23 protein-coding genes and 1 pseudogene are annotated in these 25,402 nt (G+C 64.9%); 15 read left to right on the top strand and 9 right to left on the bottom strand.

Features of this window, described 5'->3' with window-relative positions:
• The first annotated feature begins 192 nt into the window (after window positions 1–192).
• The 4 genes from topA to ACVIGA_RS02275 are packed head-to-tail and all read left to right on the top strand — an operon-like array spanning window position 193 to window position 6,560.
• Entirely contained in the window at window positions 193–2,973 is a 2,781-nt protein-coding gene (topA, locus tag ACVIGA_RS02260; RefSeq protein ID WP_456665134.1) for a type I DNA topoisomerase, read from the top strand.
• Window positions 2,974–5,346, top strand: coding sequence for a ribonuclease R (rnr, locus tag ACVIGA_RS02265; RefSeq protein WP_456665135.1), 2,373 nt, complete (start codon window positions 2,974–2,976; stop codon window positions 5,344–5,346).
• On the top strand, window positions 5,337–5,774 hold the full coding sequence (locus tag ACVIGA_RS02270) for a DUF983 domain-containing protein (RefSeq protein WP_456665136.1): 438 nt from the start codon (window positions 5,337–5,339) through the stop codon (window positions 5,772–5,774). Before rnr ends, ACVIGA_RS02270 begins: the two co-directional genes overlap by 10 nt.
• A 36-nt stretch (window positions 5,775–5,810) precedes the next feature.
• Window positions 5,811–6,560 carry an NUDIX hydrolase gene (locus tag ACVIGA_RS02275; protein ID WP_456665137.1) on the top strand — a complete coding sequence of 250 codons (750 nt, stop codon included), beginning with the start codon at window positions 5,811–5,813 and terminating at the stop codon, window positions 6,558–6,560.
• A 28-nt stretch (window positions 6,561–6,588) separates the two neighbouring features.
• Here ACVIGA_RS02275 and ACVIGA_RS02280 read toward each other — a convergent pair whose 3' ends face one another.
• Window positions 6,589–7,104, bottom strand: a complete 516-nt coding sequence (locus ACVIGA_RS02280; RefSeq protein ID WP_223967517.1) for an SGNH/GDSL hydrolase family protein — start codon at window positions 7,102–7,104, stop codon at window positions 6,589–6,591.
• A 147-nt stretch (window positions 7,105–7,251) separates the two neighbouring features.
• Between ACVIGA_RS02280 and ACVIGA_RS02285 the strand changes: the two genes are divergently transcribed.
• The 3 genes from ACVIGA_RS02285 to ACVIGA_RS02295 all read left to right on the top strand — a co-directional run bounded on the left by ACVIGA_RS02285 (window position 7,252) and on the right by ACVIGA_RS02295 (window position 9,514).
• Window positions 7,252–8,577, top strand: coding sequence for an LLM class flavin-dependent oxidoreductase (locus tag ACVIGA_RS02285; RefSeq protein WP_456665138.1), 1,326 nt, complete (start codon window positions 7,252–7,254; stop codon window positions 8,575–8,577).
• A 128-nt stretch (window positions 8,578–8,705) separates the two neighbouring features.
• Window positions 8,706–8,873, top strand: coding sequence for a 50S ribosomal protein L33 (rpmG, locus tag ACVIGA_RS02290; protein ID WP_018271988.1), 168 nt, complete (start codon window positions 8,706–8,708; stop codon window positions 8,871–8,873).
• A 110-nt stretch (window positions 8,874–8,983) separates the two neighbouring features.
• On the top strand, window positions 8,984–9,514 hold the full coding sequence (locus tag ACVIGA_RS02295; RefSeq protein WP_456665139.1) for a hypothetical protein: 531 nt from the start codon (window positions 8,984–8,986) through the stop codon (window positions 9,512–9,514).
• On the opposite strand, the gene ACVIGA_RS02300 is transcribed toward ACVIGA_RS02295, so the two are convergent.
• The 3 genes from ACVIGA_RS02300 to ACVIGA_RS02310 all read right to left on the bottom strand — a co-directional run bounded on the left by ACVIGA_RS02300 (window position 9,511) and on the right by ACVIGA_RS02310 (window position 12,771).
• Window positions 9,511–9,639, bottom strand: coding sequence for a hypothetical protein (locus tag ACVIGA_RS02300; protein WP_256520374.1), 129 nt, complete (start codon window positions 9,637–9,639; stop codon window positions 9,511–9,513). The two genes, ACVIGA_RS02295 and ACVIGA_RS02300, sit on opposite strands and share 4 nt — an antisense overlap.
• A gap of 69 nt (window positions 9,640–9,708) precedes the next feature.
• Complete coding sequence (locus ACVIGA_RS02305) at window positions 9,709–11,106, bottom strand: ammonium transporter (RefSeq protein ID WP_456665140.1); 1,398 nt, start codon at window positions 11,104–11,106, stop codon at window positions 9,709–9,711.
• Window positions 11,107–11,538: 432 nt separating this feature from the next.
• Window positions 11,539–12,771, bottom strand: coding sequence for an MFS transporter (locus ACVIGA_RS02310; protein WP_223967514.1), 1,233 nt, complete (start codon window positions 12,769–12,771; stop codon window positions 11,539–11,541).
• A gap of 133 nt (window positions 12,772–12,904) precedes the next feature.
• Here ACVIGA_RS02310 and ACVIGA_RS02315 point away from each other — a divergent pair, with 133 nt between their 5' ends.
• Window positions 12,905–13,507, top strand: a complete 603-nt coding sequence (locus ACVIGA_RS02315) for a TetR/AcrR family transcriptional regulator (protein ID WP_456665141.1) — start codon at window positions 12,905–12,907, stop codon at window positions 13,505–13,507.
• A 128-nt stretch (window positions 13,508–13,635) separates the two neighbouring features.
• A complete protein-coding gene (locus ACVIGA_RS02320; RefSeq protein WP_456665142.1) occupies window positions 13,636–14,841 on the top strand; it encodes a serine hydrolase domain-containing protein in 1,206 nt (401 codons plus the stop codon).
• A 94-nt stretch (window positions 14,842–14,935) separates the two neighbouring features.
• On the opposite strand, the gene ACVIGA_RS02325 is transcribed toward ACVIGA_RS02320, so the two are convergent.
• Window positions 14,936–16,351, bottom strand: a complete 1,416-nt coding sequence (locus tag ACVIGA_RS02325; protein ID WP_456665143.1) for a sulfatase family protein — start codon at window positions 16,349–16,351, stop codon at window positions 14,936–14,938.
• 134 nt (window positions 16,352–16,485) lie between these two features.
• On the opposite strand from ACVIGA_RS02325, the gene ACVIGA_RS02330 reads away from it, so the two are divergent.
• The gene (locus ACVIGA_RS02330; RefSeq protein ID WP_456665144.1) at window positions 16,486–17,265 is read left to right on the top strand and encodes a helix-turn-helix domain-containing protein; all 780 of its coding nucleotides are present in this window, start codon (window positions 16,486–16,488) and stop codon (window positions 17,263–17,265) included.
• Between the two features lie 37 nt (window positions 17,266–17,302).
• On the opposite strand, the gene ACVIGA_RS02335 is transcribed toward ACVIGA_RS02330, so the two are convergent.
• Window positions 17,303–18,676 (bottom strand): PleD family two-component system response regulator, encoded by a 1,374-nt coding sequence (locus ACVIGA_RS02335; RefSeq protein ID WP_212318641.1) that lies wholly within the window; start codon window positions 18,674–18,676, stop codon window positions 17,303–17,305.
• A 15-nt stretch (window positions 18,677–18,691) separates the two neighbouring features.
• Entirely contained in the window at window positions 18,692–19,057 is a 366-nt protein-coding gene (locus ACVIGA_RS02340) for a response regulator (RefSeq protein ID WP_016845968.1), read from the bottom strand.
• Between the two features lie 228 nt (window positions 19,058–19,285).
• On the opposite strand from ACVIGA_RS02340, the gene ACVIGA_RS02345 reads away from it, so the two are divergent.
• Window positions 19,286–19,585, top strand: a complete 300-nt coding sequence (locus ACVIGA_RS02345) for a DUF3572 domain-containing protein (protein WP_050425563.1) — start codon at window positions 19,286–19,288, stop codon at window positions 19,583–19,585.
• Complete coding sequence (locus ACVIGA_RS02350; RefSeq protein WP_456665145.1) at window positions 19,564–20,880, top strand: DNA polymerase IV; 1,317 nt, start codon at window positions 19,564–19,566, stop codon at window positions 20,878–20,880. The genes ACVIGA_RS02345 and ACVIGA_RS02350 overlap by 22 nt, the downstream gene beginning before the upstream one ends.
• 97 nt (window positions 20,881–20,977) lie before the next feature.
• On the opposite strand, the gene ACVIGA_RS02355 is transcribed toward ACVIGA_RS02350, so the two are convergent.
• Together ACVIGA_RS02355 and ACVIGA_RS02360 are read right to left on the bottom strand one after the other, a co-directional pair.
• The gene (locus tag ACVIGA_RS02355) at window positions 20,978–21,379 is read right to left on the bottom strand and encodes a RidA family protein (protein WP_375775108.1); all 402 of its coding nucleotides are present in this window, start codon (window positions 21,377–21,379) and stop codon (window positions 20,978–20,980) included.
• 226 nt (window positions 21,380–21,605) lie between these two features.
• Window positions 21,606–22,469 carry a cell envelope integrity EipB family protein gene (locus tag ACVIGA_RS02360; RefSeq protein ID WP_375775109.1) on the bottom strand — a complete coding sequence of 288 codons (864 nt, stop codon included), beginning with the start codon at window positions 22,467–22,469 and terminating at the stop codon, window positions 21,606–21,608.
• 262 nt (window positions 22,470–22,731) lie between these two features.
• Between ACVIGA_RS02360 and ACVIGA_RS02365 the strand changes: the two genes are divergently transcribed.
• The 3 genes and pseudogenes from ACVIGA_RS02365 to ACVIGA_RS02375 all read left to right on the top strand — a co-directional run bounded on the left by ACVIGA_RS02365 (window position 22,732) and on the right by ACVIGA_RS02375 (window position 25,362).
• Window positions 22,732–23,199: a RidA family protein gene (locus tag ACVIGA_RS02365; RefSeq protein WP_021078295.1), complete on the top strand. Its 468-nt coding sequence runs from the start codon at window positions 22,732–22,734 to the stop codon at window positions 23,197–23,199.
• Between the two features lie 3 nt (window positions 23,200–23,202).
• On the top strand, window positions 23,203–23,955 hold the full coding sequence (locus ACVIGA_RS02370; RefSeq protein WP_456665146.1) for a glycerophosphodiester phosphodiesterase: 753 nt from the start codon (window positions 23,203–23,205) through the stop codon (window positions 23,953–23,955).
• 155 nt (window positions 23,956–24,110) lie between these two features.
• A pseudogene (locus tag ACVIGA_RS02375) lies at window positions 24,111–25,362 on the top strand (GNAT family N-acetyltransferase).
• The last annotated feature ends 40 nt before the right edge of the window (window positions 25,363–25,402 follow it).

Here is a 25,402-nt window from a genome sequence, read left to right on the forward strand (position 1 = left end):
TACGCCGTTTCCGGGCGCAACTCTAGGACGTATTTTTCAACCCTTGGGATAGAGACTCCACAGCTTGAGCCCTCCCTTCAATATCTGGCGATTTGACACCGACCGCCCCAGCACCCATGTTCGCCCCGACACGGCGGGCCGCGAGTCTAGCGGAACCCACCTTCAAGTTTTCCCATAAGCCATTGGAATGACATGAATATCGTCATTGTGGAGTCGCCTGCCAAGGCCAAGACGATCAACAAATATCTGGGGTCCTCCTACGAGGTCCTGGCGTCGTTTGGCCATGTTCGTGACCTCCCGGCCAAGAATGGTTCGGTCGATCCGGACGCCAATTTCCAGATGATCTGGGAGGTCGATGCCAAGGCCGCCGGCCGGCTGAACGACATCGCCAAGGCGCTCAAGGGGGCCGACCGCCTGATTCTCGCAACCGACCCCGATCGCGAGGGCGAAGCGATCTCCTGGCATGTGCTGGAGGTGATGAAGGAGAAGCGCGCACTGAAGGACCAGAAGGTCGAGCGCGTCGTGTTCAACGCCATCACCAAGCAGGCGGTCACCGACGCCATGAAGGCGCCGCGCCAGATCGATGGCGCGCTGGTCGACGCCTATATGGCGCGACGCGCACTGGACTATCTAGTCGGCTTCACGCTCTCGCCCGTGCTGTGGCGCAAGCTGCCCGGCGCCCGCTCCGCCGGCCGCGTGCAGTCGGTCGCGCTGCGGCTGGTCTGCGACCGCGAGCTCGAGATCGAGAAGTTCGTGCCCCGGGAGTACTGGTCGCTGGTCGCGACGCTGCTGACGCCGCGCGGCGACGCCTTCGAGGCGCGGCTGGTCGGCGCCGACGGCAAGAAGATCGCGCGGCTCGACATCGGCTCCGGCGCGGAAGCCGAGGACTTCAAGAAGGCGATCGAGGCCGCGCTGTTCAAGGTCGCGACCGTCGAAGCCAAGCCGGCGCGGCGCAATCCGCAGGCGCCCTTCACCACCTCGACCCTGCAGCAGGAAGCCAGCCGCAAGCTCGGCTTCGCGCCGGCGCACACCATGCGCATCGCGCAGCGGCTCTATGAGGGCATCGACATCGGCGGCGAGACCACCGGTCTCATCACCTATATGCGAACCGACGGCGTGCAGATCGATCCGTCCGCGATCACCCAGGCCCGCAAGGTGATCGGCGAGGATTACGGCAACGCCTATGTGCCGGATGCCCCACGCCAGTACCAGGCCAAGGCCAAGAACGCGCAGGAAGCGCACGAAGCGATCCGCCCGACCGATTTGTCGCGTCGCCCGGCCACCATCGGCCGCAGGCTCGATGCCGACCAGGCGCGGCTCTACGAATTGATCTGGAAGCGCACCATTGCGAGCCAGATGGAATCGGCCGAACTCGAGCGCACCACCGTCGACATCGAGGCCAAGGCCGGCGCCCGTGTGCTGGAGCTGCGCGCCTCCGGCCAGGTCATCAAGTTCGACGGATTCCTCGCGCTCTACCAGGAAAGCCGCGACGACGAGGAGGACGAGGATTCACGCCGCCTGCCCGCGATGAGCCAGGGCGAGGCGGTGAAGCGCCAGAGCCTTGCTGTCACCCAGCACTTCACCGAGCCGCCGCCGCGTTTCTCGGAAGCATCATTGGTGAAGCGGATGGAAGAGCTCGGCATCGGCCGTCCCTCGACCTACGCCTCGATCCTGCAGGTGCTGAAGGACCGCGGCTACGTCAAGCTTGAGAAGAAGCGGCTGCACGGCGAGGACAAGGGCCGCGTCGTGGTCGCGTTCCTGGAGAACTTCTTCTCGCGCTACGTCGAATACGACTTCACCGCCGACCTCGAGGAACAGCTCGATCGCGTCTCCAACAACGAGATCTCCTGGCAGCAGGTGCTGAAGGATTTCTGGAGCGGCTTCACCGGTGCGGTGAACGACATCAAGGACCTGCGCGTCTCCGAGGTGCTCGATGCGCTCGACGAGATGCTCGGCCCGCATATCTATCCGCCGCGCGCGGACGGCGGCGACGTCAGGCAGTGCCCGACCTGTGGCACCGGCCGGCTCAACCTCAAGGCCGGCAAGTTCGGCGCCTTCGTCGGCTGCTCGAACTATCCGGAATGCCGCTACACCCGCCCGCTCGCGGCCGACAGCGCCGAGAGCGCCGATCGCGTGCTCGGCACCGATCCCGACACCGGGTTCGACGTCACGGTGAAGGCCGGCCGGTTCGGCCCCTACATCCAGCTCGGCGAGCAGAAAGATTACGCAGAAGGCGAGAAGCCGAAGCGCGCCGGCATTCCAAAGGGCACCTCGCCTGGCGATGTCGATCTCCAACTGGCGCTGAAGCTGCTGTCGCTGCCGCGCGAGATCGGCAAGCATCCGGAAACCGGGGAGCCGATCACCGCCGGCCTCGGCCGGTTCGGGCCGTTCGTGAAGCACGAGAAGACCTATGCCAGCCTCGAGGCCGGCGACGAGGTGTTCGATATCGGCTTGAACCGCGCCGTCACGCTGATCGCGGAGAAGATCGCCAAGGGCCCGAGCGGCCGCCGCTTCGGCGCCGATCCGGGCAAGCCGCTCGGCGACCACCCGACGCTCGGCGCCGTCGCGCTGAAGAACGGCCGCTACGGCGCCTATGTCGCGGCCGGTGGCGTCAACGCAACGATCCCGAGCGATCGCACCCCGGACGAGATCACGCTTCCGGAAGCGATCGCGCTGATCGACGAGCGCGCGGCCAAGGGCGGCGGCAAGAAGGCCAAGAAGGCGAAGGCGGAAAAGCCTGCCAAGGCCAAGAAAGCCAAATCTGAAAAGACAACGTCTGAAGAGACCGACGGCGACGCCGAGGCCAAGCCTGCCAAGAAGGCTGCGTCGAAGAAGGCGGCTGCGAAGCCGAAAGCGGATGCGACCAGCAAGGCGCGCGCGCCGGTCGCCTCCGGTGCCAAGACCTCGCCTGCAAAGTCATCGGCACCCGCGAAAGCGCCCGCAAAGAAGAGCGCCGGCAAGGCAAGAGGATAAGTGAAACGAAAACCCGACCATGGCTTTCCGGGCCGGGACGCCATCGTCGCCTTCATTCGCGCCAATCCAGGCAAGGTCGGCACCCGCGAGATCGCGCGCGAGTTCGGCCTGAAGAACGCCGACCGCATCGAGTTGAAGCGGATCCTGCGCGAACTCGCCGACGACGGCACGGTCGCCAAGCGCGGCCGCAAGATCCACGAGCCGGCGGCGCTGCCGCCGACCGTGCTCGCCGACATCACCGGCCGCGACAGCGACGGCGAGCTGATCGCCACCCCCGCCGAGTGGGACTCGGACGACGGCATCGCCCCGAAAATCCGCATCGAGACGCCGCGGCGGCCGAAGCCCGGCACCACTGCCGGCGTCGGCGACCGCGCGCTTCTCCACGTCGAGGTGACCGACGAGAACGACGACACGCCCTATCGCGGCCGCGTCATCAAGGTGATCGACCACGGGCGCAGTCGCATCCTCGGCATCTTCCGCAAGAACCCCGATGGCGGCGGGCGCCTGATCCCGGTCGACAAGAAGCAGGCCGGGCGCGAGCTCAACATCGCCAAGGCCGACAGCGGCGATGCCGAGGACGGCGACCTCATCAGCGTCGACCTGATCCGCACCCGCGGCTACGGGCTTGCCTCCGCCCGGGTCAAGGAGCGGCTCGGCTCGATCGCGAGCGAGAAGGCGATCAGCCTGATCGCGATCAACACCCACGACATCCCGCAGGTGTTCTCCGCCGCCGCCGTACGCGAATCCGAGGAAGCAAAACCCGCGACCTTGCAAGGCCGCGAGGACTGGCGCGACGTGCCGCTCGTCACCATCGATCCGCCTGACGCCAAGGACCACGACGACGCCGTGCATGCCGAGATCGATTCCGATCCGAACAACAAGGGCGGCTTCATCGTCCACGTCGCGATCGCCGACGTCGCCTTCTATGTGCGGCCCGGCTCGGCGCTCGACCGCGACGCGCTCCAGCGCGGCAACTCGGTGTATTTCCCCGATCGCGTGGTGCCGATGCTGCCCGAGCGCATCTCCAACAATCTCTGCTCGCTGGTGCCGGGCGAGCCGCGCGGTGCGCTCGCGGTGCGCATGGTGATCGGCTCCGACGGCCGCAAGCGCTCGCACACCTTCCATCGCGTGCTGATGCGCTCGGCGGCGAAGCTCGCTTACGCGCAGGCGCAGGCCGCGATCGACGGCAGGCCCGACGACACCACCGGTCCCCTGCTCGATCCGATCCTCAAGCCGCTGTGGTCGGCCTATGAACTCGTCAAGCTCGCACGCAACGAGCGCGATCCGCTCGATCTCGATCTGCCCGAGCGCAAGATACTGCTGAAGGGCGATGGCACCGTCGATCGGGTGATCGTGCCGCAGCGGCTCGATGCGCACCGGCTGATCGAGGAATTCATGATCCTCGCCAACGTCGCCGCCGCCGAGATGCTGGAGAAGAAGGCGCTGCCGCTGATCTACCGCGTGCATGACGAGCCGAGCCAGGAGAAGGTGCACAACCTCCAGGAATTTCTCAAGACGCTCGACCTGCCCTTCACCAAGCAGGGCGCGCTGCGTCCCGCCCAGTTCAACCGTGTGCTGGCACAGGTCTCCGGCGAGGATTACGAGCCGCTGGTCAACGAGGTCGTGCTGCGCTCGCAGGCGCAGGCCGAATACTCCGCCGAGAACTACGGCCATTTCGGCTTGAACCTGCGCCGCTACGCGCACTTCACCTCGCCGATCCGCCGCTACGCCGATCTGATCGTGCATCGCGCACTGATCCGCGCACTCGGCCTTGGCGAAGGTGCCTTGCCGACCGACGAGAGCGTCGAGACGCTGGCCGAGATCGCCGCGCAGATTTCCGTCACCGAGCGACGCGCGATGAAGGCGGAGCGCGAGACCACCGACCGGCTGATCGCGCATTTCCTCGCCGACAAGGTCGGCGCTTCGTTCCAGGGCCGCATCTCCGGCGTGACGCGCGCCGGCCTGTTCGTGAAGCTCGACGACACCGGCGCCGACGGCCTGATCCCGATCCGCACCATCGGCAGCGAGTATTTCAATTACGACGAAACCCGCCACGCGCTGATCGGCACGCGCAGCGGCGCGATGTATCGGCTCGGCGACGTCGTCGACGTGCGGCTGGTCGAGGCCGCGCCGGTGGCGGGCGCGCTGCGTTTTGAGCTATTATCCGAAGGTCAGCCAATTCCGCGCGGCAGAAAACGCGAGGGCGTCGGAACCGAGCGCCGCAGCGCGGGATTTGGCAAGGGGCCAAATAAAGGACTAGGCAAGGGGTCCGGCAAGAAGGCACACAAGGAACGGAAGGCGCGCAACAAGAAGGATCGCAAGCCGGCGAAGCAGAAGTCCGGCAAATCGAAGCGAGGCAAGTCATGGAAGTGACACCGCCTACGGTGGTTTGGACTCGCGACGCGGCGGAGCCCGAGAAGCGCGACGTGTGGACCGCGATGAAGCGCGGGTTCCGCAGCCGTTGTCCGCGTTGCGGAAAAGGCCGGCTGTTCCGCAAGTTTCTCAAATGCGACGGCCATTGCCCGGTCTGCGATCTCGATTTCACGCCGCATCGCGCCGACGATCTGCCCGCTTATCTCGTCATCGTCATTGTCGGCCATATCGTGGTACCGACCGCGCTGTGGATCGAGACCGACTATTCGCCGCCGGTGTGGCTGCAACTAGCGATCTATCTGCCGTTCACGCTGTTCGCATCGCTGGCGCTATTGCAGCCGGTGAAGGGAGCCGTGATCGGCTTGCAATGGGCCCTGCGCATGCATGGCTTTGACGAGAATCCCCCTAGCGACATCCCGCCGGTCTAGCTAAACCGGCCACCAAGAAGAAATGAAAGGGATGAAATGACTGAAGCTGCCGCACCCGCCGCCGTCGTCCACCAGGGCGACAAGGAAGCCGATCACCACGCGTACTTCCGGCCGAAGGATGCGGCGACGCTGATCCTGATCGATCGCTCCGGCGCCAAGCCGAAGGTCTTGGTCGGCAAGCGCCACGACAAGGTCGTGTTCATGCCCGGCAAGTTCGTCTTCCCCGGCGGCCGCGTCGACAAGGCCGACAACCGCGTACCGGTCGCGGCTCCGATCACGCCGGAGCTCGAAGCCAATCTGTTGAAGGGCAGCCCGAAGATCACGCCCGGCCGCGCGCGTGCGCTCGCCAACGCCGCGATCCGCGAAGCCTGCGAAGAGACCGGGCTCTGCCTCGGCCGCAAGGTCGAGAAGACGACGAAGCTCGACGGCCCCTGGGCGCCGTTCACCGATGCTGGTCTGCTGCCCGATCCGTCCGGCCTGTTCCTGATCGCGCGTGCGATCACGCCGCCCGGCCGCGTCCGCCGCTTCGACACGCGCTTCTTCACCGCCGACGCCTCGACGATCGCGCATCGTGTCGAAGGCGTGGTGCATGCCGATGCCGAGCTGGTCGAGCTCGTGTGGGTCGAGATCGGCTCCGAGCCGCTCGCGGACGCGCACGCCATGACCAAGAACGTGCTCGCCGAGCTCGATTGCCGCCTCGCCACCGGCCCGCTTCATCACGACGCGCCGGTGCCGTTCTTCCATTTCTACGGCGGCAAGATGCAGAAGGACGTGCTGGGGGCGTGACCCCAGCACGACAGGACGCAGCGTCAGCTCAGCGCACCGCACTCATCACCGCGGGCAGCATGTGCGCTGCGACCACCCTGTGTCCCTCCGCCGTGAAGTGAATCTGGTCCGGCTGGAGATAATTGCGCAGCACCTCATTCCACCACATCGGGATCACGCGGATGTGCCGGCTGTGCAGCCGAGCCTCGATCGCAGCCAGTTCGGCATTCTGATCTCCCTGCCCGCGTCGACGCGCATTCCAGCCGCCGCCGCGGCGGTCGAGCAGCACGATCCTGGTCCCTTCGGGGACCGCGGAGTCGAGCCGGGCCAGCATGCCCGCGTTGGTATCGCCTGATATCCCCGCGTTGGTCACGTGAACGCTTCGGCCCTTCGCGGCGAGCATCCCCTCGAGCTGGGCCGGCCAGGCTTCCGAACTGCTGACGCCCTTTCCTGCGACGTTGCTGGCGCCGATCGCAACGATCTGCGCCCGCGCCGGGCTTCCAACGCAGAGCACCATCGCGACCAGAACGCCCGCGATCAGCAACAGCCTTCCCGGATAGACCATGTCCCCCTCCCCGATGACAAAGGTGCCGGGTTGAAAATATCCTCTGCTCGTCGCCCAGATTGCAAGATTCTTCTTGAGGACCCTCATGGCGTTGCCGCCCAGCCTCCCTATCTGTTCCGCTAACGACATCAAGAACGGAACGGGGCAATGGCGAAGCGTCAACTCAAGCTCGGCGCATTCATGCGGCCGATCAGCATCCACACCGGCGCCTGGCGCTATCCCGGGGCCTGGCCCGACGCCAATTTCAACTTCGACCACATCAAGACGCTGATCCGCAAGCTCGAGGCCGGCAAGTTCGACGCCTTCTTCATGGCCGACCATCTGGCCGTGCTGAACATGCCGATCGACGCGCTGAAGCGCAGCCACACCGTGACCTCGTTCGAGCCGTTCACGCTGCTGTCGGCACTCGCGGCCGTCACCGAGAATATCGGCCTGATCGCGACCGGCTCGACCACTTTCGATGAGCCCTATCACGTCGCGCGGCGCTTCGCCTCACTCGATCACATCTCCGGCGGCCGCGCCGGCTGGAATATCGTCACCACGTCCAATCCGGACGCGGCGCTGAATTTCGGCCTCGACGATCACATGGAGCACGCCGAGCGCTACAGGCGCGCCCGCGAGTTCTACGATGTCGTCACCGGCCTCTGGGATTCCTTCGCCGACGATGCGTTCGTGCGCGATGTCGAGTCCGGGCTGTTCGTCGATCCCGACAAGATGCATGTGCTCAACCACAAGGGTAAGTATCTCTCGGTGCGCGGCCCGCTGAACATCGCCCGCCCCGTGCAGGGCTGGCCGGTCATCGTGCAGGCCGGCGCATCCGACGACGGCAGGCAGCTTGCGGCCGAGACCGCGGAGGCCGTGTTCACCGGCGGCGGCAGCCTTGCGGATGGACAGAAGCTCTATGCCGACATCAAGGGCCGCATGGAGAAGATCGGCCGCGATCCCGAGCATCTGAAGATCCTGCCCGGCGCCTTCGTGGTGGTCGGCGACAGCGTCGAGGAAGCAAAAGAGAAGCGCGCGCTGCTCGACAGCCGCGTGCATTACGACAGCGCGATCGCCTCGCTCTCGGTGGTCCTCGGCACCGATGCGTCCGCCTTCGATCCCGACGGGCAATTGCCGCCGATCCCGGAGACCAATGCCAGCAAGAGCGGCCGGCAACGCCTCGTCGATGTCGCGGCGCGCGACAAGCTCACCGTGCGCCAGCTCGCCCAGCGCGTCGGCGGCTATGGCGGGCTCGCCTTCGTCGGCACGCCGCAGACCATTGCCGACCAGATGGAGGAATGGCTGACCGGCCGCGGCAGCGACGGCTTCAACATCATGTTCCCCTATCTGCCGCAGGGCCTGTTCGAGTTCGTCGACAAGGTGGTGCCGGAACTGCAGAAGCGCGGGATTTACCGCACCGAGTACGAAGGTCGGACCCTGCGTGAGAATTTGGGCCTGCCGCGGCCCAAAAATCAGTTCTTCGGGGGGTAATCGGCTCGGAATCGGGGTGGTTTTGGCTTGGAAATCCTTGACTTTGGGTGGTTTCTGGCTAGTTTCCCGGCCAAACGCGGGCCGATTTGGCCGGCTCCCGATATCCCTGCATTTTCGAGGTTTTGCACATGGCCAAAGCGGTCACCATCAAGGTCAAGCTCGTGTCGACGGCCGATACCGGCTTCTATTACGTCGCCAAGAAGAATTCGCGCACCATGACCGACAAGCTGGTCAAGAAGAAGTACGACCCGGTCGCGCGCAAGCACGTCGAGTTCAAGGAAGCCAAGATCAAGTAAGATCGCCTGCTTCTGACGTTTCAAAACGGGGCCCTCGCGGCCCCGTTTTTGCTTTGTAGCCTAGCGTCATCCCGCATGATTCCCGGACAAGTCCCGGGCGCAGGGCTCAGATGATCGCAAGCTTGGACGAGGGAAACGTCGGCGGCTACTCGGTCGCCTACGGCCGCGAGGACACCTACTTTCCGGTCTATGTCACGGCAGCCCTCGCCGCGATCTTCCTGACCGCGAGCTGGATCACCGGCGCGCTGTATTGGCTGGCGCCGGCGGCGGCAGCAGGCGGCTTCACCTATTACAACATCCCCCTGCTGGAGGCGGGTCGTCCGACCATCGGGGCCAACCAGTACGGCATCTTCATCCAGGCCTTCGGGCTGATCCGCTGGCGCGCCATCACGCGCATCGATCTCGTCGAGATCGCCGAGCGCGCGATGACCGTTCACGAATTGCAGATCGCACTCGATGGGCCGCTCGGCAGCGCGCTGGTGGCCGATTGGCGCAAGCGGCCGGCCTATCGGCTCTTGATGCGCTTGCCGTGGCGCATGGACCACCGTGGCGTGGTCCGCGTCAGTCTCGAGCCATTCGATCGGACGCCCGACGAAATCCACCGGACGTTCCTCAGGATGTGGCGCTACTACCGGAGCTAGCCCTTGAACGCCTCATCGCGCAGATGCGCGTCCGCGATCTCTGCATCCGGATTGTGTGTGATGGTCATGAACCAAACGAGGCTGAAGAACAGCGACCACGCTGTGTTCCAATAGAACCAGTTCATCGGATCACCTCGAACAGCTTTGATCCGCGCCAGCCGGCGATCGCCGGCTTGCGCGGAATGCCGCCAAGTCTACTGCACGACCTCGCCGTGCAGTGCCAGATCCAACCCTTCGCGCTCGATGTCGCGCGTCACGCGAAGCCCGACGAAGAGATTGATCACGAACAGGATGATCAGGCTCACGACGGCATCATACACGAAAACCGTCGCGACGCCGATGCATTGATTGATGAACTGCCCGGGATTTCCCTCCAGAACGCCAGCCGTACCACCATACTGCTCGACCGCGAACACCCCGGTCAGCAGCGCCCCGACGATGCCTCCGAGGGCATGGACGCCGAAGCAGTCCAGCGCGTCATCGTAGCTGAACATGCGCTTCAAGCCGGTGCAGCCCCAGTAGCAGCAGACGCCGGCGGCGATGCCGATGGCGAACGCGCCGACCGGCCCGACGAAGCCGGAGGCCGGCGTGATCGCGACGAGGCCCGCGACGGCACCGGAGCAGATTCCCACGACGGTCGGCTTGCCCTTCAATGCCCACTCCACCAGCATCCAGGTGAAGCCCGCCACTGCTGTCGCGATCTGGGTCACCAGCATGGCCATGCCCGCCTGCATTCCGGCCGTGACGGCGGAGCCGGCGTTGAAGCCGAACCAGCCGACCCACAGCAGCGAGGCGCCGATGAAGGTCAGCACCATGTTGTGCGCCGGCCCGGTCTCGACGCGCTTGCCGAGCATGATGGCGCACATCAGGCCCGCCACGCCCGCATTGATGTGCACCACGGTGCCACCGGCGAAATCGAGAACCTTGACATACGCAGCGTCGTTGCCCGCCGAGAAGATCCCGTCGGGCCCCCAGACCCAATGTGCGATCGGCGCATAGACGAAGATCGCCCACAGCCCGATGAACCAGAGCATCGCCGAGAACTTCATCCGCTCGGCAAACGCGCCGGCAATCAGCGCCGGCGTGATGATGGCGAACGTCATCTGGAAGCAGATGTAAACCGACTCAGGGATGGTCGCGGCGAGTGGATTGGGATTGCCGATGCCACCTTTGCCGATGTCGCTCAGGATGTCCTTGAGGAACAGGCGATCCAGACCGCCGATAAACGGCGTGCCGGCACGAAACGCCAGGCTGTAGGTGACGACGGCAAACAAGATCGTGACCAGGCAGGTCACGGCGAAGCTGGTCATCACCGTGTCGCCGACATTCTTCTTGCGCACCATGCCGCCATAGAACAAGCCGAGCCCCGGGATCGTCATCATCAGGACGAGCGCGACTGACGTGAGCATCCAGGCGGTGTCACCGGAATTCGGCGTGCACTTCTCGAGGATCTTGCCGCCGCAGGCCGGCGGCGCCGCCGCATCCTCAGCCAGCGCAAGGTCGCTGAACAACAGGCAAAGAAACGCCACTCCCAGCAGCGCAACCAGGATTCTCACGAGCTTCGGGCGCGTGTATGTCGTAGACTCCATCATCGTCCTCCCATCACAAGAAATGCTGGTGTTCGGAATGGGCGCAGCACGCTCCGGGGCATTTGCGCCGAAGTCGGCGCGGCATCAGGCCGGACGCGAGGCACAAGCGCCCCCTGCTCGGCGGCGCGGCGAAGGCCGTGGTGCGCGGATGGCTGGAGAATGACGGCGACTAGCCTCATCGCGGCCAGCCCTTCCCATGGGTCCCCAGGCCGGAACCTCAGCGACGGGTTCCGGCACGATTTCTAGCCAAATTGAAACAAGATTCGTGCCACGAAAGCGTGCCGCGTAACGTTTTGAAAGCACTGCTACTTCGATCTGCGGCCGGAACGGCTTCGCGCTCCATTGCACGTTCCAGCAGCAAACGATCGATGGAAAAATAGGCAGCAACCGGCGACTGCCCTCGCAGGGGCAGTCGCCGGTGGCCGGAATCGGAAGCTAGGCGGTCTTGAGCAATGGCGGCTGCGCTGGCCGGATCAGCGCGAACGCGACCTGGATGATGCCACCGGCAAGACCGAGCGCGACACCGATCCGCCAGGCCATGGTGTAGGAGCCGAGCGAGTCGTAGATCACCCCTCCGCCATAGGCGCCGAGGAAGCTGCCGACCTGGTGGCTCATGAAGGCAAGGCCCTGGATCATCGCCTGCCAGCGCAGACCGAACATCTCGGCCACCGCGCCCGCGACCAGCGGACCGACGCCCATCCAGAGGAAGCCCATGATGGCGCCGAACAGCAAGGTCGAGCCCGGCGTTGCCGGCAGCATGAAGTACCAGGCGAGCGCCAGCGAGCGCAGGATGTAGATGCCACCAAGCAGCGCGAGCTTGTTCCAGCGCTGGCCGGCCCAGCCGAAGAACAGCGAGCCCAGCACGTTGAAGCCGCCGATCATGCCGAGCGTCTGCGCGCTCAGCATCGGATCGAGCCCGCAGATCGCCAGATACGACGGCAGATGCGTGGTGAGGAAGACGAGCTGCATGCCGCAGACCATGTACGCGCAGGTCATCACCACGAAGGATGCGTTGCCGAATGCGGTCTTCGCCGCGGTCGCCGCCGTGGCGTTGCCGATATCATCGGCCGCCGGCTTCGGCAGCGGGATCTTGTCGACGCGACCGGCGTACAACGCGGCCGGAATCATCCCGATCGACAGGATGACGAATCCGGCAAGCCCGACGCGCCAGCCGAACCCTTCGTTGAGCATCTGGCCGATCGGCGCCGACAGCAGTGCACCGAGCGAGCCCGCGGCGGAGACCATGCCGAGCACGGTCGAGCGCACCGTCTCCGACACCGCGCGCGCCGCGACCGACATGGCGATCGCATTCGCGGTGCAGGCGAGCGAAAGGCCGATCAGCACACCGGCGCCGATCATGATGGCGACGAGACCATGCGCCGTCGTCATCAGCACGAGGCCCGCGATATAGGCCAGCGCACCGACAACCATGATCGGTCGGAAGCCGTAGCGCACCGTCATTGCGCCCGCGAACGGCTGCAGGAAGCCCCAGGCGAGGTTCTGCACCGCCAGCGCCAGCGTGAAATGCGACACCGAGATCCCGATGTCGTGCGTCAGCGGCTGCATGAAGATGCCGAGGCTCTGCCGCAGCCCCATGCTCAGCGTGAGCATGATGGAGGCGCCGATCAGAATGGGAAGCGTGGGACGCAGGACCTGCAACAGGGGCATTGTTCTTATTCTCCCATGACGGCGCGGCACGAGTGCCACGGCCTGCGATTCACGCATGTTTTGGTTACACAGACCTGTGTACTTAGGCTATACAGGGGGCCAACTGTCAAGCGAAGAGGATCACCGCCGGCGCATGGCTTCCCCGCCTCCCAAACAGACCATGAAAGAGCGGATCCTCGAGACCGCCGACAAACTGTTCTACCTGCAGGGCATTCGCGCCATCGGGGTCGACACCATCGCGGCCGAGATCGGCATCAGCAAACGCACCCTCTACAATCATTTCCCGTCCAAGGACGCGCTGATCGAGGCCTATCTGCAGCGCCGCTTCGTGCAGCCCCGCCCCTCCGACAAGCCGCCGGCCGAGCAGATTCTCGCAACCTTCGATTCGCTGGAGCGGCGGTTCTCGGCGAAGGATTTTCGCGGTTGTCCTTTTGTGAACGCGGTCGCCGAGCTCGGACCGGACGACGAGGACCGCACCGTGCGCAATATCGCCGTCGCCTTCAAGGAAAGCCGCCGGGTCTGGTTTCGCGATCTGCTGCGGCAGCTCGGCGTCGCGGAGGCCGAGGCACTTGCGACCCAGTTGACGCTGCTGGTCGACGGCTCGATCGCGCAGGACCTGGTGCGCGACGATCCGGCCATGGCGCGCGCGGCCAAGGAAGCCGCCCGCGTGCTGCTGAAGAATGCGGGGGTCAAGGTCGGCGGCCCGGCGCCTGCGGACAACAAGCGCACTGGATAAATCGGGTTGCGTACACAAGTCCGGTTTGGTTGGTAGCGTAACGGCATGCGACGGCATACCCGATTGGATATTCCGTCCGGCGAGATTGACGACCGCGCGACAACCTGCGGCACAACTGGGGAACAACCATGGAAGATCTGAAGGTGACGGCCACCGGCTACGATTTCGCGCCGGCGCGCGCCGCCATGCAGCGCTATATCGACAACAATCTGCTGTCCGGAATCTCCTGGTCGGTTCTGGTCGGGCGCGACATCGCCGACACGGGCTGCGTCGGATGGGCCGACAAGGAAGCGCGGACCCCGCTGCGCACCGACCACATCTTCCGGGTCTTCTCCAACACCAAGCTGATCACTTCCTGCGCGGCGCTATTGCTGTTCGAGGATGGCCGCTTCCAGCTCGACGATCCGATCGAGAAATTCATCCCGCAGCTCCGCAACCGCAAGGTCCTGCTGAAAGGCGCGACGTCGATCGATCAGACCGAGCCCGCGAAGAGTTCGATCACCATCCGCCAATTGCTCAGCCACAGCGCCGGCTTGAGCTACGGTTTCTTCGATCCCGGCACCGTCATCTTCAAGGCGCTCAACGAGCGCGGCGTGCACAATCCCAATACGACCCTGGCTGAAATGGTCGACGTGCTGGCCGATTTGCCGCTGATCTATCAGCCCGGCACGTCGTGGGAATACTCGCTCGCGATCGACGTGGTGGCACGCCTGGTGGAAGTGGTCAGCGGCCAGACCTTCGACAAGTTCATCAAGGCGCGCATCCTCGATCCGCTCGGCATGGTCGATACCGGCTTCGTCGTTCCGCAACAGGATCAGGGGCGCCTTGTCGCGTATTACGCCGGCGCCGATCTGATGGAGCCGATGAAGCCGGGCCTCACCCGCACCGACAATGCGCCGTTCCCCGGCGCCTATCTGCGCCCGGTCGCCAGGCTCAATGGCGGCGGCGGCCTGGTGTCGACGATGCCCGACATGGTCGCGTTGATCCGCAGCCTGCTGCCCGGCGGACCGACGCTGCTGAAGCCGGACACGATCGCAATGATGATGTCCAACCAGCTGCCCGAAGGACAGTGGATACGCTTCGCGATGATGGGCGAGCAACCCGGCAAGGCGCACGGACTTGCCGGTGGCCTGATCCTCACCCCCTCGCCGATCGATCATCCCGAAGCGGCCGGCGAATTCTACTGGGGCGGCGTCGCGGGCACGCAGTGGTGGATTTCGCCGAAGACCGGGATGGCCGGCGTCATGATGGCGCAGCGCCAGATGGCGTTCGTCCATCCGTTCTCGTTCGAGTTCAAGCGGCTGGCCTATGACGCGGTAAAGCGCGGACGGTAGGACAGCTCCTCCAGTGCTGGGTCACCCTCGCGAGAACGGGCGACCCAGCCCTCACCGTTGGCCCTGCTGCGGAAACGTCTTTTCGAGATCAGGCTCACCGCTGGCCTTCTGCGCGCCGAAATGATCGGCGAGCTGGCCGCTGTCGAAACTGTCCGTAAAAACTCTCGCGCACTTCCGGCAGCATGTCCTTGTTCCACTCGGTCCATTCCGCGACCATGCGGTCGTAGATGTCACGGTGCCGATCCCTGAGATTGGCGCGCTCCAGCGGATCGGCCACGACATTGAACAGGAAGGTCTTGTCGAGCATCTTGAGGATCTTCCAATCGCCGTCACGCGCCGCACGCTGCGCATTCGCCTTGTAGCGCCAGAACAGCTTGCGCGGTACCGGCGCCGGATTGGCGGTGAGTACGGGCAGCAGGTTCATGCCGTCCGACGGATACGCTGGATCCGGCGCCGCGCCCGCGGCGGCCAGCAGCGTTGGCAGCCAGTCCATGCTGGCCATGACCTGCTCATGCGTCCGGCCTGCGGATATCCTGCCGGGCCAGCGGATCACGGCCGGGATGCGCAGCCCCCCTTCCAGCAGCTCGGTCTTGCGGCCTGTGAAAGGCCAAGTGTTCGAGAAGCGTTCACCGCCGTTGTCGCTGGTGAAGACCACGATGGTGTCGTCGACGATGCCCTTCGTCTCGAGGGTGCGCAGAATGCGGCCGATCTGGGCATCCATCGCCTGAACCATCCGTCGATAGGTCGCGAGCGAGCCGCCGTCGAAGTCGAACAGGGACTTCGCCGCGAGACGCTGCGACTCCGCCTCATCGCCCGGCGCCTCCCACGGCCAGTGCGGCGCGTTGAAATGCAGACTGAGGAAGAACGGCTGCCTGGCCTTGGCATACCCCTCGATGACGCTGATCGCGCGATCGCCGAACAGCTCCGTCGAATAGCCGACCTTGTGGATCGGCATGTCGTCGTCCCACAGGTCGTCGTGATGATCCGGCCCCTGGTGCGCGTAATAGTCCAGCGCGCCGCCGCGAAAGCCGCAGAAGTGATCATAACCGCTCTGCAACGGGCCGAATTTCGGCAGCTCTCCCATATGCCATTTGCCGACCAGCGTGGTGCCGTAGCCGAGCTTCTTCAGCAGCGAGGGGATGGTCGGCATCTCCGGCGGCAGACCGACGGTTTTGCCGGCGCCGGCGAGCGGCTCTTCCAACCCGAGGCGAAGCCGATATTGATAGCGGCCGGTGATCAGCGCGGTGCGCGTCGCCGAACAGACGGCCGAATTGGCATAGGCCTGAAGGAAACGCAGACCGCCCGCGGCGATCCGGTCGATATTCGGCGTGTGCATCTCGGACGGGCCGTAGCACGATAGATCCGCATATCCGAGATCGTCGGCGAGGATGAAGATGATGTTCGGCTGCTTCGGCGGCGTCCGTGCGAATGCCCCCTGCTGCCCGAGAGCCAGCGTGACGGACGTTGCGGCTGCCGAGTTGATCAATTTCCGGCGGGTCATTTTGGGCATCGAAACCTCCCACATTGCATGGCAGCGAACGTAGGAGGCCCCGTGGCGCCCATCAATTGCTCTTGAACCGGCGTTCCGGAGAGTGGAACGTGAGGATGTAGAGACATCCCCACCGGCGACGGAAGAGCTGAGAGATGGAGCAAGATGCGGTCAGGGCCTTGTCACGCGGCCTCGGTGTTCTGGACGCACTCGAGACGCGTGACGCGATGGCACTGCGCGACTTGCATCGGATCACGAGGCTCCCGAAGCCGACCTTGCTGCGCCTGCTGTCGACGCTCGAACGCCACGGCTATGTCAGCCAGCGGCTGGCCGATGGCTGTTGGCGACGCACGTCGCGGGGACGCTTGTCGGCAGCTTCCGAGGCAAAGGAGCAGTTGCTCGATTGCAGTACGGCGGTGCTGCACGACCTGTGCCGCGACGTCATATGGCCGTCGGACGTGGGCGTCTATCGCGATGGCACAATGGAGATCATCGAGAGCAATCGCGCCCTCACCCCGCTGCCGATCGCCCGGGTGCCCATCGGGCTGCGCGTCTCGTTGCTGGGGTCCGGCCTCGGCCGTGCCTGGCTTGCGTATTGCGGCGACGCAGAAAGGCGGCAGGCGATCGCCGACGCCTGTCACGTAGCGGACCGGAGCACACGCGCTGGCGCCGGACTCCGGCGGAACATCGAGGCCGTCCTCGAACACACGCGACAAAAGGGCTATGGCTGCCGGGCCGCAACCGGTGTCTCCGCGCCGGCAGGACAGGGCGACATCGGCATTGCGGTGCCAATCCTCAGTACTGGGCGCCTGCTTGGCTGCGTCAATATCGTGTGGCGATCGACGGCGATGAGTGAGGCCGTATTCGCCGACCGCTATCTGCCGCGTCTGCAGCAGGCGGCCACGGCGATCGGCGCGCAGATATCGGCATCATAGCGCGGATGGAGCGAAGCGAAATCCGGGAAAGTTCTAATTACGCCGCCGCTGAAACCACGCGGTTGCGGCCGTCGTGCTTGGCGCGATAGAGCGCAGTGTCGGCGCGCTTGAGCACGTCGGTGACCTGCTCGCCCTTGCGCTCCAGCGTGGTCAGCCCGATCGAGATCGTGACCGTGATCCGCTTGCCGCCCTTCTCGACGGCAAACGGCTCGCCCGCGATCGAGCGGCGCAGCCGCTCGGCGACCATGCCGGCGACATGCAGGTCGGTCTCCGGCATCACGATCACGAACTCCTCGCCGCCATAGCGGCAGGCGAGATCGATGCCGCGGATCGACTTGCGGATGCGGACGGCGAATTCGCGCAGCACGTCGTCGCCGGCGTCGTGGCCGTAGGTGTCGTTGATCGCCTTGAAGTAATCGATGTCGAGGATCATCAGCGCCAGCGGCTTGCCGCGGATCGAGGCCTGCTCCGCCAGAGTCGCAAGATGACTCTCCATGTAGCGCCGGTTATTGAGGCCGGTCAGCGCATCCGTGATCGCCATCTCGATCGAGTTCTGCACGTTGTCGCGCAGATGATCGGTGTAGCGGCGGCGGCGGATCTGGGTGCGCGCCCGCGCCAGCAGCTCGTTTTTGTCGACCGGGCGCAGCAGATAGTCGTTGACGCCGATCTCGAGCCCGCGCATCAGCCGCGCGTTATTGTCGGCGTCCGAGACGGCGAGGATCGGCACCTGGCGCGTGCGCTCGAGCGAGCGAGCCTGGCTGCACAGCCGCAGGCCGTCGAAATTGTCGAGGCTGAGCGAGACGATCAGGAGGTCGTAATTGCCCTCGGCGGCGTGGAACAAGGCTTCCGCCGGATTGGTCTCGACGTCGACGGTGTGCTCGGCGGACAGGATCGGCGCGAGCTTCTCGTAGGACGACGGCCGGTCGTCGACCAGCAGGATGCGGCCGCCCGTGCCGCGGTCGGCGATCGCGCTGCGCTCGGGCGCCTGCATGCCGATCTCGAGCGAGGTGATGGCGCGCATGCGCAGCTCATCGGTCATCATCTTCAGCCGCGTCAGCGAGCGCACGCGCGCGATCAGCACGACGTCGGACACCGGCTTGGTCAGAAAATCATCGGCGCCGGCTTCAAGGCCGCGGACGCGATCGGCAGGACTGTCGAGCGCGGTGACGATGACGACGGGGATGAAGTGGGTCGCCGGATTCGACTTCAAGCGGCGGCAGACCTCGAAGCCGTCCATATCAGGCATCATGACGTCGAGCAGGATGATGTCGCATTCGGCGCGCGCGCAGATGTCCAGCGCCTCGGTCCCGTTGGAAGCGGTCAGCACATCGAAATATTCGGCTGACAGCCGGGCTTCCAACAGCTTGACGTTCGCCGGAACGTCATCGACGACGAGGATACGCGCGGACATGGCACCACAACTCCCCTATCCGATAAAGCGTCGGACAGTCTCAATAAATTTGCCGACCGAGATCGGCTTGGACAAATAGGCTTCGCAGCCGCCCTCGCGGATGCGTTCTTCGTCGCCCTTCATGGCGAAGGCGGTGACCGCGACCACCGGAATCGTGCGCAGATCGGGATCGTCCTTGATCCAGCGCGTGACCTCCAGGCCGGAAACCTGGGGCAGTTGAATATCCATCAGGATGAGATCGGGGCGCAGCTTGCGGACGAGATCAAGCGCTTCGAAGCCATTGCTGGTGCCCGAAGTCTGATAGCCATGCGCTTCCAACAGATCGCGAAAGAGCTTCATATTGAGCTCGTTGTCCTCCACGATCAGGACGGTTTTGGCCATCCCGTCCCTCCCAGACTTAGGAAACAGGCCCGGCTGCGGCACCTCACGCACCGCGCGCGGAGCGCGTCGAAAATGTGAATTCAAACTAGCGCCAGAATCGCTCTAACCCGTTAACCCGATATCCAACTTCCGCAGCGTGGTTTCCGTTGCTTGAACACATGCGGAAGACTCGGGCATGATGGGCCTCTCATTAGAGACCATAAGTTAACGGAAAGGCAAACCGGCGCGTTGAAAAAGCCTGTTCACAACCCCCGGGAAGTCGCTGAAATCGTTGCGATTCAGGCGCTGGGCTTCATTGCCGGCGATCCCGAGCGGCTGGGCTTGTTCCTGGCCGAAACCGGAATCGGTCCGGAGACGCTGCGGAACGCGGCCTCCAATCCTCAATTTCTTGCGAGCGTGCTCGATTTCGTGATGCGCGACGATGCCACCGTGAAGGCGTTCGCCGCCGCCTCCGAACTGCACCCGACCAATATCGCTGCCGCCCACCAGGTCCTGGGCGACCCGAAATGGGAGCGCGACGTGCCGTGACGACGGCGGCGCCAGCTTCCGACGGCCCCCTCAGTTTCTGCCGAGACTGCCTCGGCGATCTCGACATCAAGGTGAAGCGATGCAGCCATTGCGGTTCACCGCGGCTGGTGCGCCACCGCACCCTACCCGCGCTGGCGCTGGCGCATATCGACTGCGACGCGTTCTATGCCACCGTCGAGAAGCGCGACAATCCTGAGATCGCCGATCGCCCCGTCATCATCGGCGGCGGCAAGCGCGGCGTGGTGTCGGCTGCCTGCTACATCGCCCGCACCTTCGGTGTCCGCTCGGCGATGCCGATGTTCAAGGCGCTGGAACTCTGCCCCGACGCGACCGTGATCCCGCCCGACATGGCAAAGTATGTCCGGGTCGGGCGCGAGGTGCGCCAGGCGATGCAGGCACTGACGCCGCTGGTCGAGCCGCTGTCGATCGACGAGGCCTTCCTCGATCTCTCCGGCACGCAGCGCGTCCACGGCATGATCCCGGCCAAGGTGCTCGCCAAGTTTGCCCGCGACGTCGAGCGCGACATCGGCATCACGGTGTCGGTCGGGCTGTCCTGCAACAAGTTCCTCGCCAAGATCGCCTCCGACCTCGACAAGCCCAGGGGCTTCGCTACGCTCGACCAGGACGAGGCGCGCGAGATGCTGGCCAGCAAGCCGGTCGGCTTCATCTACGGCGTCGGGCCTGCGACGCAGGAGAAACTGGTGCAGCGCGGCTTCCGCGTCATCGCGGACCTGCAGCGCGCCGACGAGAACGAGCTGATGAAGCAGTTCGCCAGCGAAGGCCGCAGGCTGTGGCGGCTGGCGCGCGGCATCGACGACCGCAGCGTGGTGCCCGATCGCGGCGCCAAGACGATCTCGAGCGAGACCACCTTCGAGACCGACATCCGCGATTTTGCAGTCCTGGAAAAACTGCTCTGGAAGCTGTCGGAGAAGACCTCGGCGCGGCTGAAGAGCAGCGACCTGTCGGGCTGCACCATCACGCTGAAGCTGAAGACCGCCGACTTCCGCCAGCGCACGCGTTCGCAATCGATCCAGACGCCGACCCAATTGGCCGCTAAGATCTTTGCGGTGACGCGCGAGATGCTGGCCAAGGAGATCGACGGCACCGCGTTCCGCCTGATGGGCGCCGGCGTCAGCGCGCTGCGCCCGGGCTCGCAGGCCAACGATTCCGACATGCTCGACCGCCGCTCGGCCCACGCCGAACGCGCGATCGACAATCTGCGCAAGAAGTTCGGCAATGCCGCCGTGATCCGGGGCATTGCCTATGAGGGGCCGGGGAAGAGCGCGGAGGAGTAATCGATCGTCATGGCCGGGCTTGACCCGGCCATCCATCCAGAAAGATTCTTTGAAGAGTGATGGATGCGCGGGTCAAACCCGCGCATGACGACCTGCATCAATCCGCGACGGCCACCGCCTCGATCTCGATCAGCCATTCCGGGGCCGCGAGCGCGGTGACGCCGACGAGCGTCGAGGCCGGCGGCTCCATGCCCTCGAAGAACGCCGAGCGCGCCTTGCCGATGATCGGGCGAAGCTCCGGTTTGTATCCCACCACAAAGGTCGTGATCTTGACGATGTTGGAATAGTTCGCCCCGGCGGCTTTCAACGCCATGCCGAGGTTCTGCATCACCTGCGTCGTCTGCGCAGCGAGATCGCCGGCGCCGACCACCCGGCCCTCCTCGTCGGTGGAAACCTGTCCGGAAATGTAGATCGTGCGCGCACCCGTCGCGACGACGACGTGGGAGTAAGCCGGATTGTGATGCAGGCCGCTGGGGCGCAGATGGTCTGATTTGCTCATGATGTGCCTCCCTGACACGCGTGTTTTGGGAAGCGTACTCGTGTCTGATGGTTCCGGCCAGTGCGGTCTCCGCCGTCGTCCCGGCGAAAGCCGGGACCCATCACCACAGGGTTGAGTTGTTGAAGGAAGCTGTGGCCCCAGCGTTGCGCAATAACGACCTTCGGTGGCTATGGGTCCCGGCCTTCGCCGGGACGACACCGAGTGAGTGGGTGGCGAGCGCCAGCCGTCACTTGCAGGGCTTGGAATCCCTGACGTCGAACTTGTCCAGTGCGCCCGAGATCACGAAATCGTTGTAGTCCAGGACCAGCGCGCGGGAGACACCGTTCTCGTAGAGTTCGAACGACATCGCATAGACTGGCGTCTGCTCGCCATCCTTGGCCCGCGCGTCGCTGTCGTAATAGCTCACCGTCACCGGCCAGCGCGTCATGGTTTTCATCGCATCGCTCGCGGTCGACGGATCGGGCGATGACGGCGCGCGGTCGCCGGCGATCGGCCGGCCGATCACGGTCAGCGTGTTGTAGACTTTCTCGCCATTGTCGGAGCCGTCATAGACGGTCTGTTCGAGCACCGATTTGCCGTCGCGGGCGGCGGCGATGATGTGCTGGATCTGCTCGGTCGGGAACACGATCTTGCCGTCGAGATTGAAGGTCTTCTTCACCGGCTGGGTCAGCTTCACGGTGATATGATCGCCCACGCGCTCCGCAATCCCGTCGACCGGCGACGAGTCACTGTCGTTCATCCGCGTGTCGATCTTGAAGCGGTAGCTCTTGCCCGACGCGTCTTCCCAGGACGAGGAGCGCAGATCGGACAGCGTCACCTTGCCCTCACCGCTGTCGAGCTCGGACACCTGGCGGAATTCGGAGGTGTAGCCTTCGCAGGAGCTGCCGGAGAAATTGTAGAGGATGCGCCCGCGCGCATCGCTGACCGAATTGGAGCCGCGCGACTTCACGAGGCTCAGATCGTACAGCGCCTGATGCGCCAGAAACGGCCCGCCGGCCGCAGCGGCAGACCCTTGAACCAGACCGGATCCTGCGGCAACGGCGATCGTGAGCACCAGGGCACGCGACGAATTCCGAAACGGCAAGGTCATAGGTTTTCCTCGAGGAGGCAGGGATTCGCCACAATAGTGACGGTGGTATTGCGCCGCAACTGGGGCAAGTCTGACAAAATAGCAATGCAAGCAGCGTATTTGCCGTCCTTTCCGGCAGTTTTCCGTACGATTCCGCACGTCACCGCCGCGCCGCCCTCACCTTACCGTCGCTTGCAACCGGCGGCACGATGCGCGAAACAAACGAAACAAACTTGGCCCTGACCGCGTTTCAGGCTTCGTGCAAATCCAATTGGGGAACAAAATGGCGGGTACCGTCGAACAGAAACTTGCGTCACAGGGCATCACACTTCCCGAGCCGACCTCCCCGGTCGCGAATTACGTCCCCTTCGTCCGCAGCGGCAACCTGTTGTTCGTCTCGGGCCAGGTCTGCTTCAACGCCGAAGGCAAGCTGATCGCCAAGGGTAAGTTAGGGGCCGGCGTCACGCTCGAGCAGGGCGTCGCCGCCGCGCAGGGCTGCGCGATCAACCTCCTGGCCCAGGTCAAGGCGGCGCTCGGCGATCTCGACAAGGTCGTGCGCGTGGTGCGGCTCGGCGGCTTCATCAACTCGGCGCCGGACTTCTTCGACGGACCGAAGGTGCTGAACGGCGCTTCCGATCTGATGGTCGCGGCGTTCGGCGACAAGGGCCGCCATGCCCGCACCACCGTCGGCGTTGCCTCGCTGCCCGCGGACGCCGCGGTCGAGGTCGAAGGCGTGTTCGAAGTCGCCTGAGCGATGCGCGCCCCTGATTGGCTGACCAAGCGGCCGGTCGCCCATCGCGGCCTGCACGATGCCGCACGCGGCGTCATCGAGAACATGCCGGCCGCGGCTACCGCCGCGGTCGCAGGCAATTTCGCCATCGAGTGCGATATCCAGCTCACCGCCGACGGCGAGGCGATGGTGCATCACGACGATGCGCTCGGCCGCCTCACCGAGGGTTCGGGCCTGCTCTCGGCCAAGACCGCAGCCGAGCTGAAGGCGGTGAAATTCAAGAACACCTCCGAGCAGATGATGACGCTCGGCGATCTCTGCACGCTGGTCGCCGGCCGCGTCCCGCTGGTGATCGAGGTGAAGAGCCATTTCGACAGCGACCGCAAGCTGGTTCGGCGGATGGCCGAGGTGCTGGCGTCCTATTCCGGCCCTGTCGTCGGCATGTCGTTCGATCCGGACCAGGTGCTGGCGCTGCGCGAGGCCATGCCGAACCTGCCGCGCGGCATCACCGCCCAGCGGACCTATGACGACAGTTCCTGGACCAAGCTGACGCCGGCGCAGCGGGACCGCATGCTGTATCTGCGCCACGGCTTCAAGACCGAGCCGCATTTCGTTGCCTTCTGGGTCAACCAGCTGCCGGCGCCGGCGCCTTGGATCGCCCGCAACGTGTTCGGCTGCCCGCTGCTGGCGTGGACCGTGCGCACCGCGGACCAGCGCGAGCGCGCGGCCCGCTACGCCGACCAGATGATTTTCGAGGGGTTTGTGCCGGGAACCTGACATGTCGCAGAGACTCTTGAACTCGTCGCTGCGACGCACGATCTTGTCGGGAGTTGGTCGTCATCAGCGATGGCGGAATGCGGAGCATGATCCGGAAGTGGAGCCAGCTGTTCCGGAAAGATCATGCTCAAAAGAGGCACCGGTCTTCACTCTCGATGGCGTCGTCTGAAATCACCCTAGAGGCTGTGGCTGACATCGGCGGCATTCCGGCCGCGGAATGGGATGCCTGCGCCAATCCGAAGACGGATGCGGACAGCATCCACAACCTCGACACCCTGGCCTCGCCCGCTGCCGCAGGCGATTGCCAGACGACCGCAGATTCGAGCTATAACCCTTTCGTTTCCCACGCCTTTTTCGCTGCGGCCGAAGCTTCGAACTCGGCCTGCCCGCGGACCGGCTGGGGACCGCGGCATCTGATTTGCCAAGCTCGATGGCAAGATCGTCGGCGTCGTGCCGTGCTATCTGAAATCGCACTCGCAGGGTGAATACGTGTTCGACCGCGGCTGGGCCGAGGCCTATCACCGCGCCGGCGGCAGCTACTATCCGAAGCTCCAGGTCTCAGTCCCGTTCACGCCCGCGACCGGGCCGCGGCTGCTGATCCGCGACGGCGTCGACCGCGAGGCGATCGGCTCGGCGCTGGCGCGGGGCCTGCGGGCGCTCTGCAACGCCACCGAGGCCTCCTCCGTGCACGTCACCTTTGCCCGCGAGGACGAGGCAAAATTGCTCGGCGCGCACGGTTTCCTGCAACGAACCGACCAGCAGTTCCACTGGCACAATCAAGGCTACAAGACCTTCGACGACTTTCTGGGCTCGCTGAACTCGCGTCACCGCAAGGGCATCAAGCGCGAGCGCCGCGAGGCCGTGACCGCCGGGATTACCATCCACTGGCTGACCGGCTCCGATATCACCGAGGACGCATGGGACGCGTTCTTCGAGTTCTACATGGAGACCGGCTCGCGCAAATGGGGCCGGCCATACCTCACCCGCGAATTCTTCTCGCTGATCGGCGAGAGCATGAGCCGGGACGTGCTGCTTGTGATGGCCAAGCGCAACGGCCGCTGGATCGCCGGCGCCATCAACTTCATCGGCTCGGATACGCTGTTCGGCCGCAACTGGGGCGCGATCGAGCACCATCCGTTCCTGCATTTCGAGGTCTGTTACTACCAGGCGATCGATTTCGCGGTTCAGCGCGGGCTCAAGGTGGTCGAGGCCGGCGCGCAGGGCGAGCACAAGCTGGCGCGCGGCTACCTGCCGCAGACCACCTATTCGGCGCATTTCATCGCCGATCCCGGATTGCGCCGGGCGATCGCCGATTACCTCAAGCGCGAGCGCGACTATGTCGCCGAGGTCGGCCGCGAACTCAGCGAGGCCGGTCCGTTCCGCAAGACCGTCGACGACGACGCTTGACGTTTGCCTCGCGACCGAGAAATTAGACCCACAAAATCCA

The organism is Bradyrhizobium sp. USDA 3240 (genome assembly GCF_054063295.1).